The sequence below is a fragment of the Propioniciclava tarda genome (assembly GCF_900182665.1).
Classification (GTDB): Bacteria; Actinomycetota; Actinomycetes; order Propionibacteriales; family Propionibacteriaceae; genus Propioniciclava; species Propioniciclava tarda.
The window spans coordinates 86,332-102,752 of sequence record NZ_FXTL01000002.1 but is presented as its reverse complement, the minus strand read 5'-3'; the positions used below and the strand labels follow the sequence as shown (position 1 = coordinate 102,752).

The 16,421-nt window shown below is 69.1% G+C and carries 16 protein-coding genes; 2 read left to right on the top strand and 14 right to left on the bottom strand.

Features of this window, described 5'->3' with window-relative positions; all coding sequences use genetic code 11:
* Position 1: 1 nt before the first annotated feature.
* The 3 genes from FN821_RS02430 to FN821_RS02420 all read right to left on the bottom strand — a co-directional run bounded on the left by FN821_RS02430 (position 2) and on the right by FN821_RS02420 (position 3,020).
* Complete coding sequence (locus FN821_RS02430) at positions 2 to 934, bottom strand: GNAT family N-acetyltransferase (protein WP_131170968.1); 933 nt, start codon at positions 932 to 934, stop codon at positions 2 to 4.
* Between the two features lie 74 nt (positions 935 to 1,008).
* Entirely contained in the window at positions 1,009 to 2,331 is a 1,323-nt protein-coding gene (gene hisS / locus FN821_RS02425) for a histidine--tRNA ligase (RefSeq protein WP_131170967.1), read from the bottom strand.
* A complete protein-coding gene (locus tag FN821_RS02420; RefSeq protein WP_131170966.1) occupies positions 2,328 to 3,020 on the bottom strand; it encodes an MBL fold metallo-hydrolase in 693 nt (230 codons plus the stop codon). Before FN821_RS02420 ends, hisS begins: the two co-directional genes overlap by 4 nt.
* 94 nt (positions 3,021 to 3,114) lie before the next feature.
* Between FN821_RS02420 and FN821_RS02415 the strand changes: the two genes are divergently transcribed.
* Complete coding sequence (locus FN821_RS02415) at positions 3,115 to 4,359, top strand: DUF349 domain-containing protein (RefSeq protein ID WP_131170965.1); 1,245 nt, start codon at positions 3,115 to 3,117, stop codon at positions 4,357 to 4,359.
* A gap of 265 nt (positions 4,360 to 4,624) precedes the next feature.
* Here FN821_RS02415 and FN821_RS02410 read toward each other — a convergent pair whose 3' ends face one another.
* From FN821_RS02410 to FN821_RS02370, 9 genes are all read right to left on the bottom strand, one after another.
* Positions 4,625 to 6,823: a RelA/SpoT family protein gene (locus FN821_RS02410; RefSeq protein ID WP_206661976.1), complete on the bottom strand. Its 2,199-nt coding sequence runs from the start codon at positions 6,821 to 6,823 to the stop codon at positions 4,625 to 4,627.
* A 276-nt stretch (positions 6,824 to 7,099) separates the two neighbouring features.
* On the bottom strand, positions 7,100 to 7,633 hold the full coding sequence (locus tag FN821_RS02405) for an adenine phosphoribosyltransferase (RefSeq protein ID WP_131170963.1): 534 nt from the start codon (positions 7,631 to 7,633) through the stop codon (positions 7,100 to 7,102).
* Positions 7,630 to 8,829: a protein translocase subunit SecF gene (gene secF / locus FN821_RS02400; protein ID WP_131170962.1), complete on the bottom strand. Its 1,200-nt coding sequence runs from the start codon at positions 8,827 to 8,829 to the stop codon at positions 7,630 to 7,632. The genes FN821_RS02405 and secF overlap by 4 nt, the downstream gene beginning before the upstream one ends.
* On the bottom strand, positions 8,829 to 10,526 hold the full coding sequence (gene secD / locus FN821_RS02395) for a protein translocase subunit SecD (RefSeq protein ID WP_241660059.1): 1,698 nt from the start codon (positions 10,524 to 10,526) through the stop codon (positions 8,829 to 8,831). Before secD ends, secF begins: the two co-directional genes overlap by 1 nt.
* 12 nt (positions 10,527 to 10,538) lie before the next feature.
* Positions 10,539 to 10,934, bottom strand: a complete 396-nt coding sequence (gene yajC, locus FN821_RS02390; protein ID WP_131170961.1) for a preprotein translocase subunit YajC — start codon at positions 10,932 to 10,934, stop codon at positions 10,539 to 10,541.
* A gap of 50 nt (positions 10,935 to 10,984) precedes the next feature.
* Positions 10,985 to 12,043 carry a Holliday junction branch migration DNA helicase RuvB gene (gene ruvB, locus FN821_RS02385; protein ID WP_131170960.1) on the bottom strand — a complete coding sequence of 353 codons (1,059 nt, stop codon included), beginning with the start codon at positions 12,041 to 12,043 and terminating at the stop codon, positions 10,985 to 10,987.
* Positions 12,044 to 12,046: 3 nt separating this feature from the next.
* Positions 12,047 to 12,655, bottom strand: coding sequence for a Holliday junction branch migration protein RuvA (gene ruvA / locus FN821_RS02380; RefSeq protein WP_131170959.1), 609 nt, complete (start codon positions 12,653 to 12,655; stop codon positions 12,047 to 12,049).
* On the bottom strand, positions 12,652 to 13,218 hold the full coding sequence (locus FN821_RS02375) for a crossover junction endodeoxyribonuclease RuvC (RefSeq protein WP_131170958.1): 567 nt from the start codon (positions 13,216 to 13,218) through the stop codon (positions 12,652 to 12,654). Before FN821_RS02375 ends, ruvA begins: the two co-directional genes overlap by 4 nt.
* Before the next feature lie 37 nt (positions 13,219 to 13,255).
* Positions 13,256 to 14,044, bottom strand: a complete 789-nt coding sequence (locus FN821_RS02370; RefSeq protein WP_131170957.1) for a YebC/PmpR family DNA-binding transcriptional regulator — start codon at positions 14,042 to 14,044, stop codon at positions 13,256 to 13,258.
* Between the two features lie 192 nt (positions 14,045 to 14,236).
* On the opposite strand from FN821_RS02370, the gene FN821_RS02365 reads away from it, so the two are divergent.
* The gene (locus FN821_RS02365) at positions 14,237 to 15,229 is read left to right on the top strand and encodes a L,D-transpeptidase family protein (RefSeq protein ID WP_131170956.1); all 993 of its coding nucleotides are present in this window, start codon (positions 14,237 to 14,239) and stop codon (positions 15,227 to 15,229) included.
* A gap of 95 nt (positions 15,230 to 15,324) precedes the next feature.
* On the opposite strand, the gene FN821_RS02360 is transcribed toward FN821_RS02365, so the two are convergent.
* On the bottom strand, positions 15,325 to 15,675 hold the full coding sequence (locus FN821_RS02360; RefSeq protein WP_131170955.1) for a HEAT repeat domain-containing protein: 351 nt from the start codon (positions 15,673 to 15,675) through the stop codon (positions 15,325 to 15,327).
* A 4-nt stretch (positions 15,676 to 15,679) separates the two neighbouring features.
* Positions 15,680 to 16,405, bottom strand: coding sequence for a bifunctional 1-(5-phosphoribosyl)-5-((5-phosphoribosylamino)methylideneamino)imidazole-4-carboxamide isomerase/phosphoribosylanthranilate isomerase PriA (gene priA, locus FN821_RS02355; RefSeq protein WP_131170954.1), 726 nt, complete (start codon positions 16,403 to 16,405; stop codon positions 15,680 to 15,682).
* Positions 16,406 to 16,421: the final 16 nt, after the last annotated feature.

Sequence of the window (16,421 nt, the reverse complement as noted above, 5' to 3'; positions counted from 1 at the left end):
GTCAGGACGCCTCGACGAGCCGCCGGAACCACACCTCCGAGCCGCTGGGTTGAAAACCCAACCGCTGATTGATCTCGCGCATCCAACGATTGGCGTCATTGTTGCCGGTGGTCACCTTGGGATCGCCGCGATCGAGCGCCTGCAGGGCCCGGAGGTTGGCGACTTTGAGAGCCAGGCCAAGCCCGTGGCCGCGGTGCTCAGCGAGCACGAGCGTCCCTTGTTGGTAGACCTCGCGTCGGGGATCGCTCGGTAGCTGCAGCACGGTGTAGCCGACCACCCGCTCGTCGTCTGTCAGCGCCAGGCTGGTGAGAAGGTCGCGCCCCGCGGCCTGGAGCAGGGCGACCTGTGCCCGGTAGTCCTCTGGGTGCACTGGAACGGGCTCGACATGAGCGTCCCCGGTGGACGCGTCGGCGTTGACCAGCCCATCCAGGATCCCAACACCGGCTTGATACGCCACCGGGACGGCTCCCTGGAAGCTCTCCACTCGGTACCCGGCCGGAGTCGGACCCGCCAAGGAATCGAGCACGTCATTCGCGACGGGCAGCGGTAAGGCGCTGAGCACGCTCCTCTCGACCTCGGTGTATCCCAGGCGAGCCACCGCCACCAGCCAGCCCTCGCTGGCGTGGCCATCGAAGAACTCGACGCAGCCGTGCAACTCCGTCCGCTGGGCCGGCAGCTCGGCGCGGATCTGGGCCTCGATGGCACGGCCGAAGCCGCGGCGCCTCCACTCGGGGGCGACGCGCACCGAGACGTAGGCATGGCTGAGGTTGCCGTTCATCGGCAACAGTGCCCAGCCCAGGCCGACGAAGCTGCCAGCTGCGATCGCGACGTACCGCCGACGCTCGTAGCCGGGCTCGGGAGCACCAAGACGATGGGAGTACTCAGCAAAGGGAACGTCAACGAAGCCGGGCTCGATGGACCGCCAGATCGCCATGTCCAGATCCCAGTACGCCAGGACTTCGGCCTCGTCGTCGATCCGGACAGGTCGGACTCAGAGCGACGGCTCGCTCACCCCGCGCTGACCGTCGGCCGCAGATCGGACGCCGGGGGCGTCCAGGTGTCGGGGTCGGCGTCCGACTGGTCGCCGGAGCGGATGTCCTTGACCGAGCCTTCCCCGAACCAGACGAACGGGATGCCGCGGCGCTCGGCGTAGCGGATCTGGCGTCCGTACTTGTCAGCCTTCGGCGCGACCTCGGTCGCGATGCCGCGAGAACGCAACCGAGACGCGACGGCCATGGCGGCGTCTCGGGTGTCTTCCGAGTCGACCGCGACCAGCACGCACGTCGGCACCGACCGAGACGCGACGAGCTTGCCGCGTCCGATCAGGACGCCCAGGATGCGCGTCACCCCGACCGAGATCCCGACGCCCGGGTAGGTCGTCTTGCCGTCGGTGGCCAGCGAGTCGTAGCGCCCGCCCGAGCAGATCGAGCCGAGCTTGGCGTAGCCCTCGAGCTCGGTCTCGTAGACGGTCCCGGTGTAGTAGTCGAGCCCGCGGGCGATCTTGAGGTCGGCGACGACGCGTCCGGGCGCGACCTTGGCCGCCGCCCGAACGACGGACGCCAGCGCCTCCAGCCCCTCGTCCAGCAGGTCGTTTCGGACGCCCAACGCGCGGACGGCGTCCACGAACGACGCGTCGGCGCTGGTGATGGTCGCGAGCGCCAGGCACTTGTCGGCAGACTCGGGCGCCATCCCCAACTCGTCGACCAGAAGCCCGCGGACGGCGTCCGGCCCGATCTTGTCGAGCTTGTCGACGCGCTGCAGGACGGCGAGGTGGTCGTCGACGCCGAGGCCGCGGTAGAAGCCCTCGGCGAGCTTGCGGTTGTTGACGTGGATGGTGACCGGCGGGACTCCGAGCGCTCGCAGTCCCTCCAGCGCCTCCAGCATCACCAGCGCGACCTCGACGTCGTGGTGTTCGGCCAGCGAGCCCTCGCCGACGATGTCGATGTCGGCCTGGACGAACTCGCGGTAGCGGCCCTCCTGCGGCCGCTCCCCACGCCACACCTTCTGGATCTGGTAGCGCCGGAACGGGAACGCCAGGTGGCCCGAGGTCTCCAGCACGTAGCGCGCGAAGGGGACCGTCAGGTCGAAGTGCAGCCCAAGATCGTCGGACGCCTCGCCCTCCGCCGCGTGCAGGCGGCGCACGACGTAGACCTCCTTGGTGATCTCACCCTTGCGGGTCAGCGACTCCATCGTCTCGACGGCCCGGGTTTCGACGGACGCGAACCCGTGCAGCTCGAACGTCGAGCGCAGCGAGTCGAGCACGGCCTGCTCGACGATGCGTCCGGCGGGCAGGAACTCGGGGAAGCCGGACAGGGGCTTGGGGCGGCTCATAGCGTCCTCAGGTAGCGGTCTTGCAGGTACGGGTTGCTCGCGCGCTCGGCGCCGATCGAGGTTTCGGGCCCGTGGCCCGATAGCACTGCCCAGTCGTCGGGCAGCACCGAGACGACGTCGCGGAGGGTGCGTCCCATGACGGCCGCGTTGCCGCCGGGCAGGTCGGTTCGACCGATCGAGCCGGCGAACAGCACGTCGCCGGTGAACAGCAACTGGGACGGCTCGTCCTCGTCGATTCCGCCGTACGGCAGCGACAACATCACGCACCCCGGGCGGTGCCCAGGCGCGGCGTGGACGTGGAAGTCCAGGCCGCCCAGCGACAGGTCCTCTCCCCCGGCCAGCAGCCGGAGGTCCTTGGGCTCGCGGAGGTCGACGCCGAGTTCCAGGGCCAGCTTCAGCGACGACGACAGGATCGGCCCCGCCTCGGTCAGCAACTCCCGGTCGGCGGCGTGAATCCAGGCCGGGACGCCCCAGTGATCGGCGACGTCCGCCGCGGACGCCACATGGTCGATGTGCCCATGGGTCAACAGGACGCCGGCAACACCGGCGCCGTCGGCGTCCAGACTCTGCCTGATGACGTCGAAGGCGCCCACACCCGGATCGATGACCACGACGTCGCGTCCGCGCTCGGGCGCGACCAGGTAGCAGTTGGTCTGCCAGGGCCCGGCCGGGAAGGATGCGAGAAACACCCCGACACCCTATCGCCGCCCCTGCGAGGCTCGGCGTTCCACTCCGCGCGGGGCGATGAAGCGGGCGCGGCCCGAATGGGGCAAAATATCGCCCATGAGTGAAACGACAGGTCCGGCGAGCCACGGCCGCGTCGCGGAGGACGGCACGGTCTACGTGCTCACCGCTGACGGCGAGCGTGCGGTCGGTCAGATTCCCGGGATGCCCGCCGACGAGGCCCTCGCCTTTTACGTCCGGCGATTCGAGGCACTGGAAGTCGAGGTGGGACTCCTCGACCAGAGAATCCGCAACGGGTCACTCAGCCCCGAAGAGGCTCGGCAGTCGATCGGGATCGTCCGTAAGAGCGTGACCGGCGCGAACGCCGTCGGTGACCTCGCGGCCCTGTCCGCCAAGCTCGACGCTCTGAGCCCCCTGCTGGCCGAGCAGTCCGAAGCCCGGAAGGCGGAGCGCGCCAAGCAGCACGAGGCGACGCGCGAGGCCAAGGAGGCCATGGTGGCTGAGGCCGAGAAGCTCGCCGAGGGCAACGACTGGCGGGCGGGCGTGAACCGGTTCCGCGACCTTCTGGAGGCGTGGCGTGGGCTCCCCCGCATCGATCGGGCGACCGACGACGCCCTCTGGCATCGCTTCTCGACCGCGCGCACGACGTACACGCGGCGCCGCAAGTCGCAGTTCGCCGAGCAGGCCGCCAAGCGCGACAGTTCCAAGTCGCTCAAGGACCAGATCATCGCCGAGGCGCGCGAACTGGCCACCTCGACCGACTGGGGCGCCACCTCGGGCGCGTTCCGCGATCTCATGACTCGGTGGAAGGCCGCCGGCAGCGCGCCGCGCGCCGTCGACGAGGCGCTCTGGACCGAGTTCCGCGGCCTGCAGGACGCCTTCTTCACCGCCCGGTCGGCGGCCCTCAACGAGCAGGACGCCGAGTTCAAGGGCAACCTGGACGCCAAGGAGGCGCTGCTGGCGCAGGCCGAGGCGTCCATCGTGCCCGTGAAGGACGTCAACGAGGCCCGCGCCGCCTTCCGCACCTTCCTGGAGAGGTACAACGCGCTCGGCAAGGTGCCGCGGGATGCGATCCGCGGCCTCGACAACCGCCTCCGCGCTATCGAGCAGGCCGTGAAGTCCGCCGAGGAGGACGAGTGGCGGCGCACCGATCCCGAGGCTCGTCAGCGCGCCGAGGAGACGGTCGGCATGCTGAGCGCCGAGATCGCCAAGTTGACCGAGAAGATCGCCAAGGCCGAGGCTCGGGGCGACAAGGCCGCCGCCAAGAAGGCCCAGGACTCGATCGACACCTACACCACCTGGCTCGACCAGGCGAAGGCCACGCTGGAGGACTTCAAGCGGTAGGCCCTCGTCGGATTCAGGGGTCGGACGCCGTCCGGCCCCTTTCTGTCGGACGCCTGAGCGGCCGGCGTCCCTTGGTCTGGCCACCGGTGCGGACTCGATGGCCGTCACCGGCTACGTCTCCCACGACTCCCCGCCCTGGTTCGGCAGCGTCACCGTGGTGGGACTCTTGCTCTGCGCGACCGCATGCTTGGTCGTGACTAGCGCGAGTCGGGCGCCTGAAGCGCTTCCCGCGGACGAACTCGCGCCGGCGGCGTCCTGAGGCGGGTCAGCTGGCCTGAGTCCGGTAGACGTCGAAGACCCCCGGGACGCGGCGCATCGCCGAGATGACGTTGTTGAGGTGCCGCGGATCCGGGGTCTCGAAGGCCAGCCGGATGCCGAACTCGCCCGTGCGGCTCCCCTTCGCGTTCACGGAGATGATGTTCATCCTCATGTCGGACAGCACACGGGTGACGTCGGTGATCAGGCCCGAGCGATCGATGGCGTCCACCTGAACGGCAACCAGGTACGCGGCGTCCGCGGCTTGGGTCCAGCCGACCGGGACGATCCGCTCGGGCGTGTTGAACAGACTCTTGCTGTTCGTGCAGTCCTTGCGGTGCACCGATACGCCCTCGCCGCGCGTCACGAAGCCGACGATCTCGTCGCCGGGCACCGGCATGCAGCACTTGGCGAGCTTCACCCACATGTCGGGATCGCCGTCCACGGCCACGCCGGTCGCGTTGAGCTTCTTTCGGATGGAGCGTCCGGTCAGGACCGGCTGATCCGCAGCGGACGCCTCCGCCGCGGCGTCCCCGCCGCCCATCGAGTCGATCAGCTGGCCGACGACGGCCTGGGCGTTGAGGTTGCCCTCCCCCACCGCGGCGAACAGCGCGACGGCGTCCGCCAGGTGGTAATGCTGCGCGACGCCCATCAGGTGCTCGGGGGTCATCGTCCGCGAGATCGACAGGCCGCGGCGGCGCAGCTGCTTGGTCAGCGCCTCCTTGCCCAGCTCGATCGACTCGTCGCGGCGCTCGCGGGTGAAGTGCTGCCGGATCTTCGAGCGAGCCCGCGGCGTCTTGACGAAGTTGAGCCAGTCGCGGCTCGGGCCGGCGTTCGTGGCGCGGGAGGTGATGACCTCGACCGACATCCCCATCTCGAGCTGGCTGTCGAGCGGCACGAGGCGTCCGTTGACGCGCGCGCCGATGCAGCGATGGCCGATCTCGGTGTGGATCGCGTAGGCGAAGTCGACGGGCGTCGCGCCTTGTGGCAGCGAGATGACGTCGCCCTTCGGTGAGAACACGAACACCTCGTTGCGGCTGATCTCGTCGCGGAACGTGTCGAGGAACTCGCCCGAGTCCTCGGTCTCCTTCTGCCACTCCGAGATCGACTGCACCCAGTTGATCTCGGTGCCCGCGCCGCCTTCCTTGTACTTCCAGTGCGCCGCGACGCCGAACTCGGCCTCCCGGTGCATCTGGTGCGTTCGGATCTGCAGTTCCACCGGACGCCCACCCGGCCCCACCACGGTCGTGTGCAACGACTGGTAGAGGTTGAACTTTGGCATCGCGATGTAGTCCTTGAAGCGGCCAGGCAGCGGACGCCAGCGCGCGTGCAGGATGCCCAGCACGTCGTAGCAGTCGCGTTTGTCCTCGACCAGCACGCGGAGGCCCACGAGGTCGTAGATCTCGTAGAAGTCGCGGCCGCGGACCATCATCTTCTGGTAGATCGAGTAGTAGTGCTTCGGACGCCCGTACACCGTCGCCTTGATGTGCGCCTCGGCGAGGTCACCTTTGACCTGCTCGATCACGGTCCGCAGGTACTCGTCGCGCATCGGCGCACGTTCGGTGACCATGCTGACGATCTCGTGGTAGATCTTCGGCTCGATCACCTCGAAGCTCAGGTCTTCCAGCTCCCACTTGATGGCGTTCATGCCGAGCCGGTGGGCCAGCGGGGCGTAGATCTCGAGCGTGTCGCGGGCGATGCGCTTCTGCTTCTCGTCGGTCAGGAAGTGGATCGTCCGCATGTTGTGCAGGCGATCGGCGAGCTTGATCACCAGGACGCGGATGTCGCGGCTCATCGCCATCACCATCTTGCGGATGGTCTCGGCCTTCGCCGACTCGCCGTAGGTGAGCTTGTCCAGCTTCGTCACCCCGTCGACCATCGTGGCGACCTCGTCGGAGAAGTCGTCCCGCAGCTGGTCCAGCGTGTAGGACGTGTCCTCCAGCGTGTCGTGCAGCAAGGCGGCCACGATCGTCGGCTCGGTCATGCCCAGCCCGGCGAGGATCGTCGCCACCGCGAGCGGATGCGTGATGTAGGGATCGCCGCTCTTGCGGCTCTGCTCCAGGTGGTGGCGGGCGGCCACCTTGTAGGCCCGCTCGATGAGTGCGGCGTCCACCTTGGGGTGGTGGGCGCGCATCGCGCTCAGCAGCGGCTCGAGTTGGGCGTCGTAGGTGGTGCGTTGGCCGCCGAGGCGCGCCAGCACGTTACGCATGCGCAGGCGAGGCTGCTCGGTCTTGGCGACCTCGGGGGGCAGGACGCGGTGGCCTTGGCTGTCGGTGTCGATCGCCGCCATGGCCGGGTCAGGACGCGGCTCGTCCAGGCCGAAGGGTGCGGCGTCCGTCGCGGTTGACGCGGGGGCAGGCGAAGGTCTCGGTCCGGACGCCTCCCGCCGTCCTCGGTCTGATGTCGCGCCTGCCATGGTTCACCTCCCCGCTCCGTGGGAGGTAAGTGTAGGCCCCGCCGACGAGTGATCCGCGTCGGCGACGACTCAGACGACGACGACCGCCGAGTAGGAGTCGATGCCAGCGGCGTCCAGGGCCTTTCGCCCGTTCAGGAAGCCCAGTTCCATCAGGACCGCGACGTGCACCAGTTCGGCGCCCAACTGCTTCAGCAGGGACGCCGTCGCCGCGACCGTTCCGCCGGTGGCGAGGATGTCGTCGACCACCATGACCCGGGCGCCGGGCCAGAGCGCATCGTGCAGCATCGTGAGCGTCTCGTGGCCGTACTCGAGCGAGAACTGCTGCTCGATCACCCGTCCGGGGAGCTTGCCCGGCTTGCGCACCGGGACGAAGCCGGCGCCCAGCTGCAGGGCGACGGGCGCCGCGAAGATGAACCCGCGCGCCTCCATGCCCACGACGACGTCGATCGGCCCGGGCGCCTGGGCGCACAGCTCGTCGACCGCGGCGCGGAGCCCCTCGGCCTTCTCGAGCAGCGGAGTGATGTCCTTGAAGACCACCCCGGGCTTCGGCCAGTCCGGAACGTCGCGGATCAGGTCGATGATGAGCTGCTGCCGGGAGTTCACGGCTTCTTCCTGTCAGCGCGGGACGACTTCGAGGGCTGGACGCGAGCGGCCGGCGGCTGCTTGAAGCCCTGGGAGAGGTCCGGGACGTCCGTGGTGGCGACGGGCGCCAGCTTCAGGGTGGACGCCTCCTGAACCGCGACGGTGGCGACCGGGGCCGACGGGGCTGCGGGAGCCGACCTGCGGGTCACCCGGCGGGCGAGGCGCGCCCGGTGCTCCTTCATAGCCGGCTCGGCCTCACGCATCAGGCAGAGCAGCGGCGTCGCGATCAGCACCGAGCTGTAGGCGCCGGTCAGCATGCCGACGAACAAGGCCAGGCCGAGATCCTTCAGCGGGCCGGTGCCGAGGATGAAGGTGCCGGCGAACAGAATGGCCGCCACGGGCAGCACGCCGATGATCGTCGTGTTGATCGACCGGACCAGCACCTGGTTGACGGAGGTGTTGGCGGCCTCCGAGTAGGTGCGGCTCTGTTTGGTGATGTCCTTGACGTTCTCGCGCACCTTGTCGAACACCACGACGTTGTCGTAGAGGGAGTAGCCCAGGATCGTCAGGATGCCGATCAGGCTGGCAGGACTGAACGCGAACTGCAGGACAGCGAAGACGCCCAGGGTCAGGATCAGGTCATGGATCAGGCCGCTGATGGCCGCCACCGACATCTTCCAGTCCCGGAAGTAGACCCAGATCATCAGGCTGACCAGCGCTAGGAACACCAGGAGGGCGACGACGCCGGCCTGGGTGATCTGCTGACCCCACGAGGCGCCAATCAGGCTGTTCGTCACCTGGGCCGGCTGCAGCTGCGCCTTCTCCGCTAAAGCGGAGCGGACCTTGCCCAGTTCCTCGGCGTTGAGGCTGCGCACCTGCACGTCGACCTGGCCGGTTCCGACCGTGCTGACATGGACCTCTGCCATGTCGGGCAGGTTGAGCGCTTGAACCGTCCGGCGATAGTCGTCGATCGACGTGGCGGTCACGGCGGTGGGCACCACGAACTGGGTGCCGCCCCGGAAGTCGATCGACAGGTTCAGCCCCCGCGTCGCCAAGGCGATGACCGAGATGGCGAGCAGGACGCCCGACATGACGAACCAACGCCTCCACTTGGGAACGAAGTCGTACGACAGCTGACCGGTGTAGAGCCGGTGGGCAAGCGAGCCGCGCTTGGCGTCAGCCGCCTCACCGAGCGTGGTGGTCTCCGTGGCGCTCATCACGCCCCCTTTCCGGCCGCCGCGGGCGTGCGCGGGCGAAGTCCTGGACGGCGGCGTGCGCCCATGTGGTCGGGCTCGAAGCCGGAGAACCTGCGCCCCTCGCCGAAGTACTTCGTGCGGCCGAGCAGCGTCACCAGCGGCTTGGTGAAGAAGAACACGATCGCCACGTCGATCAGCGTCGTCAGGCCCAGGGTGAAGGCGAAGCCCTTCACCGCGCCCATGGCCAAGACGAACAGGACGACGGCGGCCAGGACGGACACGGCGTCCGCGATCACGATCGTCTTCCGCGATCCCAGCCACCCGGTCTCGATGGACGTGCGCAGGGTTCGACCGTCGCGGACCTCGTCGCGGATGCGTTCGAAGTAGATGATGAACGAGTCGGCCGTGACGCCGATGGCGACGATCGCGCCCGCGATGCCGGGCAAGTTGAGCGCGAAGCCCATCGCCTGGCCCAGCAGCACCATGAACGCGTAGGTGATCGCGGCTGCCAGCGCCAGCGACGCCACCACCACGACGGCCAGGGCCCGGTAATAGATCAGCGAGTAGATCACCACGAGCGCGAGGCCAATGAGCCCGGCAATGATGCCGGCGTGCAGCTGCTCGCCGCCGAGCGTCGGGGACACGGTGTTCTGCTCGGACAGGACGAAGGACAGCGGCAGGGCACCGTACTTCAGGACGTTGGCAAGATCCTGGGCCGAGGCCATGGTGAAGCTGCCCGAGATCTCGGCACCGCCGCCGGCGATGCCGTTGGGCGTCTTCAGCGGGTTGATCTCGGGGTAGGAGATCACCTTCGAGTCGAGGACGATGGCGAAGGCGTTCTGCGGGGACGTCTTGGCCACCAAGGCCTTCGTCGCCTGCTCGAAGATCGTCGCACCCTCGGCGTTGAACTGGAGAGCGACGATGGGCGCCACCTGGCCCTGCGGGATGCCGGCGGACGCGCTCGTGAGCTGGCTGCCCTTCAGGATGACCGGGCCCAGCAGGAACTTGGTCTGGCCAGCGCGATCGCACGTGATCAACGGCTGATCGGTGATGTCCGGGGTGGGCGACGGGTCGCCGCACTTGTAGGCCTCGAACTCCGCCTGGTCCTGCGGCGTCGGTGTCCAGGCCATGGCCTCGGCCGTGGTCGGCTGCTTGTCGGCCGCGACCGTCGGGCGCGGGGTGGGCGGCAGCGTCGGCAGCATGGGCAGCGGGCGGCGGTTCGGGGTCGGGGACGCCGAGGGTCCGGACGCCGTCGCGTCCGAGGTCGGCGTGGCGCCGGCCGCCGGCGTGGCGCCGGCTGACGGGGACGCCGTCGCCGCGGGCACCGGGGACGCCGCGATGGTGTTCACGGGACGGAAGTAGAGCTGCGCGGTCTGGCCGACCATCTCGTTGAGCTTGTCGGGGGCGACGTTCGGCACGGCGACGATGATCTGGGTGTCACCGGAGGTCGTGACCTGCGACTCGCCCACACCGATGCTGTCGACGCGCTGCTGGATGATCGTGCGGGCCAGCTCGAGGCTGGTCTTGTCGACGGCACCCGACCCGGACACGTTGGCCGCGGTCAGCGTGATCGTTGTACCGCCCCGCAGATCGAGGCCGAGCTTCGGCGTCCAGATGTTGTTGATCGCCATGATCGCGTAGAGCGCGATCACGCACGCCCCGAAGATCAGGAGCGTCCGGAGCGGGTGCTGGTGCGTGTTGGTGCTCGTGGTGGCCACAAACAGTCCTGTCTAAATCTTGTCGTCGGGGCGGGGGTAGCCCTGGAACTCCGTGCCCGGAACCGCCTCGGACGCGATGGGTTCCGTCGCCGCCTCGTCGACCGTCGCGGCCGGCTCGGCCGAGGCGTCGTCGTACTCGAACTCCTCGTCGGCGGGGGCGACGACCTTGGCGATCGCCGCCTTGGCGATGGTCATCTCAACCCCGGGCGAGATCTCCAGGACGGCCTGCTTCTCGCCCAGGTGGACCACGGTTGCGAACACGCCGGCGGTCGTCATGATGCGGACGCCGGGCTCGATCGAGCTCAGGGTCTTCTGCTGCTCGGCCTGGCGCTTCTGGCTGGGACGGATGAGCAGGAAATAGCCGACAGCGATCACCGCGGCCATGGTGAGCAACGTCGTGTAGTCCATTGGAAATCCTCGGGTCGTGTGCGATGGCGACAGGCCACCGGCGAGCAAGACTAGCGCGTGGGGTCTGTGTCGCTGAAAAGGTCCGGCACCCCAGTGCCCTCGACGCGCGGCGCCGACAGACCCAGGTGCTGCCAGGCCCGGGGGGTCGCGACGCGACCTCGAGGCGTCCGCATCAGAAAGCCTTGCCGGATCAGGAACGGCTCGGCGACCTCCTCGACGGTCTCGGTCTCTTCGCCGACGCTCATCGCCAGGGTCGACAGGCCCACGGGGCCGCCACCGAACCGGGTGCAGACAGCCTCCAGGACGGCCCGGTCAAGACGGTCGAGGCCCAGTTCGTCCACTTCGTACAGCGTCAGCGCCTCCGACGCCACGGCCGGGTCGATGCGTCCGTTGCGACGAACCAACGCGTAATCGCGGACGCGGCGCAGCAGCCGGTTCGCGATGCGAGGCGTCCCGCGCGACCGGGACGCGATGACGGTCGCTGACGTGCGATCGATCGCGATGCCGAGCAGCGACGCGGAGCGCTCGACGATGCCGACCAGGGCGTCCGTCTCGTAGTAGTCGAGCTGCCCGGTGAAGCCGAAGCGGTCGCGCAGCGGGCCTGGCAGCAGGCCCGCGCGGGTCGTGGCCCCGACCAGGGTGAACGGCGGGATCTCCAAGGGGATCTCGGTCGCCCCCGGGCCCTTGCCGACGATGATGTCGACCCGGAAGTCCTCCATGGCCAGGTACAGCATCTCCTCGGCCGGACGCGACATGCGGTGGATCTCGTCGAGGAAGAAGACCTCGCCCTCGGACAGCCCAGACAAGATCGCGGCCAGGTCGCCGGCGTGCTGGATCGCCGGCCCGGACGAGATGCGCAGGGGGACGCCGATCTCGTTCGCAATGATCATCGCCAGGGTTGTCTTGCCCAGGCCAGGCGGGCCGGACAGGAGCACGTGATCCGGGACGCGTCCGCGCCGCTGGGCGGCGGTCAGCACGAGCTCCAACTGCTCGGCGACGCGCGGCTGGCCCTTGAACTCGGCCAGCGACGGCGGTCGCAGCGCCGACTCGGCGGCCAGGTCGCCGACGTGGGCGTGGGGGTCCAGCGGATCGTCCGTGAGCTTCGCCATGGACTAGCCCTTCGCCAGCGTGCGCAGGGCGGCGCGCATCAGCGCGCCGACGCCCAGGGTGGGGTCCTCGGCGGCGAGCGGCGCGATGCGCTCGACCGCGGCGGCGGCGTCGCGGGCCGACCAGCCGAGCGTCTCCAGGCCCGAGGCGACCTGGTCCTGCCAGCCGGACGCCGCGGGCGCGGCCTGGGCGGCCGGCTCGGCGCCCGAGCCGAGCCCGGCGACCTTGTCCCGCAACTCGATGACCAGCCGTTCCGCGCCCTTCTTCCCGATGCCGGGCACCTTCATCAGCGCGACGAGATTCGCTGTCGAGATGGCGGTACGCAGGGCGTCCGGAGGCAGCACCGACACCGTGGCGAGGGCGATCTTGGGGCCGATCCCCGACGCGGATTGGACCAGCTCGAACGCGTCGCGCTCGTCGGCGTCCGCGAAGGCGTAGAGGGTGAGCGAGTCCTCGCGCACGACGAGCGACGTCTGCAGCGTGACGGGCTGGCCCGGCCTGGCCCCGGCCGACGTCGACGGCGTCGTCAGCGCCCGGAGGCCGAGCCCGCCCAGCTCGACGACGATCCAGGTCGGCCCGGCCGACACGACATTCCCGGTGATCTGGGCGATCATCCCAGCCTCCTTTCGCGCGCCCTCGCGCGGCACTGGGCGATGCTCTGGGCCAGCTCGGCGCGCTCCCGGGCCTGCTCGATCCGCGCGATGGCCGGCGCTCGCCAAAGATGGCAGACGGCCAGGGCGACCGCATCGGCGGCGTCCGCGGGCTGTGGCGGGGCGTCCAGCTTGAGGATCCGCATCACCATGTGGCCGATCTGTGCCTTGTCGGCCCGTCCGCTGCCGGTGATGGACGCCTTCACCTCGGTCGGCGTGTGCTGGGCGACGCTGAGGCCCGCGCGCGTCCCGACGAGCAGGACCACACCGGCCGCCTGGACGGTGCCGATGATGGTCGAGACGTCGCGGCGCGCGAACGGACGCTCCACCGCGATGGCGTCCGGACGGTACTCGGCGAGGTACTGCACCAGCGACCGCTCCAACGCCGCGAGGCGCTGGCCGGTCTCCAGATCGGACGCCGTCCGGATGACGTCGGCGAGCAACAGCGTCGGCGTCCGACCGGGGTCGCCCTCGACCACGCCCACACCGCAGCGGGTGAGGCCGGGATCGATCCCGAGCACGCGCATGACTCAGCTCCTCCGAACGTTTGTTCGGATGTTAGCCCTAGTCCTCCAGGGCAGCGAGGATTTCGTCCGGCACGTCCTCATTACTCCAGACGTCCTGGACATCCTCGACGTCCTCGATGGCGTCCAGAAGCTTGAAGAGCTTGGCGGCCTGGTCGGCGTTGTCGACTGCCTGGTCGAACTGGGCCCTGAACTCGGTGTCGGCGCTGTCGTAATCGAGGCCGGCGGCCTGGACGGCCTTGCGAACCTCGACGAGGTTGTTGGGGTCGCAGATGATCTTGAAGGTGTCGCCCTCGTCGCTGATGTCCTCGGGCTCGGCGTCCAGGGTGGCCTCGAGCAGGTCGTCCTCGGTCACGACCTTGTCCGGGACGCCCTTCTGACCGGACGGCTGCTTCTTCGAGACCTCGACCACGCCCTTGCGGTCGAAGACGCGCGCCACGGAGCCCATATCGGCCATCGTCCCGCCGTTGCGGGTGACCGCCACCTTGACGTCGGCGGCCGAGCGGTTGCGGTTGTCGGTGAGGCAGTCGATGAGAATCGACACCCCCGCCGGGCCGTACGCCTCGTAGGTGATCGTGAGGTACTCGACAGACTCGCCGCTGATGCCGGCGCCACGCTTGACGGCGCGGTCGATGTTGTCGTTCGGAACCGAGTTCTTCTTCGCCTTGGTGATGGCGTCGTACAGCGTGGGGTTGCCTCCGGGGTCACCACCGCCGAGCCGGGCCGCAACCTCGATCTTCTTGATGAGGTTCGCGAAGAGCTTGCCGCGCTTCGCGTCGATCGCCGCCTTCTTGTGCTTCGTCGTGGCCCACTTGGAGTGACCGCTCATGTGATGTCCGCCTTGCTTGTACGTCTGAAATGACCGCCGCGATTCTAGTGCACGCCACGCTGGGCCCTTGGAGGCGGCCCGCCGCGCTCGACGGCAGGCGCGGACCCCGTCCGGGATTTCTCAGGTTGCTGAGTTACCCTAGCCAGCAGCGTGGCTGCCCAACGCCACCGCATTGCACCCCGAGGTAGATGTATGAGCACTGTCGACGCACCCACGACCGCTAACCGCGGCTGGGCCACGATGCTGGCCTGGCCCGTTGTCGCCGCGATCGCATTGAGCGGCTGCGCCGTGTCTCCGCCCACCCAGGCGTCCACCTCGACGGCCGTCTCGACGTCCACGCCGACCTCGGTGGCGGTGACGGTGACCTCCCCGAGCCCCTCGCTGGCGCCCAGCATCAACCCCACCACCGCGACGCCTACACAGACCACCCCGACTCCTACGGCTGCGACCTCCACCGCGACCCCATCGCCGACGAAGACCACCACCACGGCCACCCCGAAGCCGAATCCCGCCGACTCCCTGACGGCCGAGCAGCGGGCGGCGTTGGGCAACTGCCTCACGGCGTCCGTCGGACCGGGCTCGAGCGGCACCTGCGCTGCGCTGGCCTTGAAGCTGCTGAACACGGCGGGCTATTACTCGTCCAAGACGTCGAAGTCGGTCGGCACGGCGGGCGCCAACGCGATCCTCAACTACCAGCGCTCCCGTGGCATCAACCCCAACGCCTACGTCCGGACGGAGACGTGGGTGGCGCTCGCGAGCAACGCACCCGCCGTCCCGGAGGTCATCCCGGACCAGTGCAAGTCGGCCGGCGTCGTCCTGTGCGTCGACAAGGCCCATCGCAAGCTCACCTACCTCAAGAGCGGCGCGGTCGTGAAGGTCGTCCCGATCCGAGTCGGCGGCTGGAACTCTGAGGCCAAGACGGGCAAGTGGCGGGTCTTCCAGACGGTCAGCGGCACCTACCGGGTGTACAACAAGCTGGTCAACCCGCCCTCGGATAACTACGGCTCCGGGGCCATGCCCTACTCGGTGATGTTCGACCCGAACATGTACGTGCACTACTCGTCGCTGTTCCGGTCACAGGGCTACTCCACGTCGAGCCACGGCTGCGTCAACGTCGGCAACCTGGCCGACGCGAAGTGGTTCTTCACCAACACGCCCATCGGCGCGAAGGTCTACGTCTTCTGACGATCGTCAGCCTCGACCGATGGTGGTTCTGGCTGCCATGACTGGGGCTGGCGTGCTCGAACCTCGCGCCCGGCTCCTGGGTCACGGCCCCAGCGCTACTCGAAGCGGCCGATCGCCGGATCGCGCCACAGGGTCGAATCCGGACCGCGCGTCCGAGCCGTGCCCTGAATGAGGGCGTGGACCGCCAATTGTACGCGGTAGTCGTCTGACTGCAGCGCCCACTTCAGGGCGTCCTCGGTCTCGCGCGGGTCCATGCTGCCGAGGGCGTGAACAGCCGCGAGCCGCACCTCGCCGTCCGGATCGTCGAGCAGCAACGTCAGGGCATCCAGGGCTGGGAGCGCCTCATCCCGCAAGGCTCCGAGGGCCTCGACCGCGTCGAGGCGGACTCGCGCGTCGGCGTCCGACAGTCGTTCGAGAAGGACGCCGACGCGCGCCTCGTCTGCCATACGACTACTCCCCCGCAACGGCCAGCGCGTCGGTCAAGGTGAAGTTGCCGACGTACAGGGCCGTGCCGATGATGGCGCCGGTCACGCCCACGGGCACCAAGGTGCGGAGCGCGCGGAGGTCGTCCAACTGGGCGATGCCGCCGGAGGCGATGACCTCGGCGTCGGTCAGGGCGGCGACCTGCCGCAGCAGGTCCAGGTTGGGGCCGGTCAGCATGCCGTCGCTCTTGACGTCGGTGACGACGAACGTGCTGCAGCCGGCTGCCGTGAGGCGGCGAACCGCCTCGGCCCAGTCGCCGCCCTCGCGGACCCACCCGCGCGCGGCCAGGTTCGACCCCTTGACGTCGATCGCGATGCCGATCTGGTCGCCGTGCTTCGCAATCACCCGCTCGCACCAGGCCGGATCCTCCAGGGCGGCCGTGCCGATGTTCACGCGGCGGCAGCCGGTGGCGAGCGCCCGATCCAGGGAGGCGTCGTCGCGAATGCCGCCCGAGAGTTCGACGTTCAGCGTCATGTGCCGAGTGATCTCGGCGATGACCTCGGCGTTCGAGCCACGCCCGAAGGCGGCGTCCAGGTCGACGAGGTGCAGCCACTCGGCTCCCGCGTCCTGCCAGCGCCGGGCGGCGGCGAGTGGGTCGCCGAACGTCTTCTCCGAGCCGGCGATCCCTTGGGTGAGTTGGACGGCCTGGCCGCCCTGGACGTCGACGGCGGGCAGAAGCGTCAGTGGGAGCATGGGACGGAATCCTACC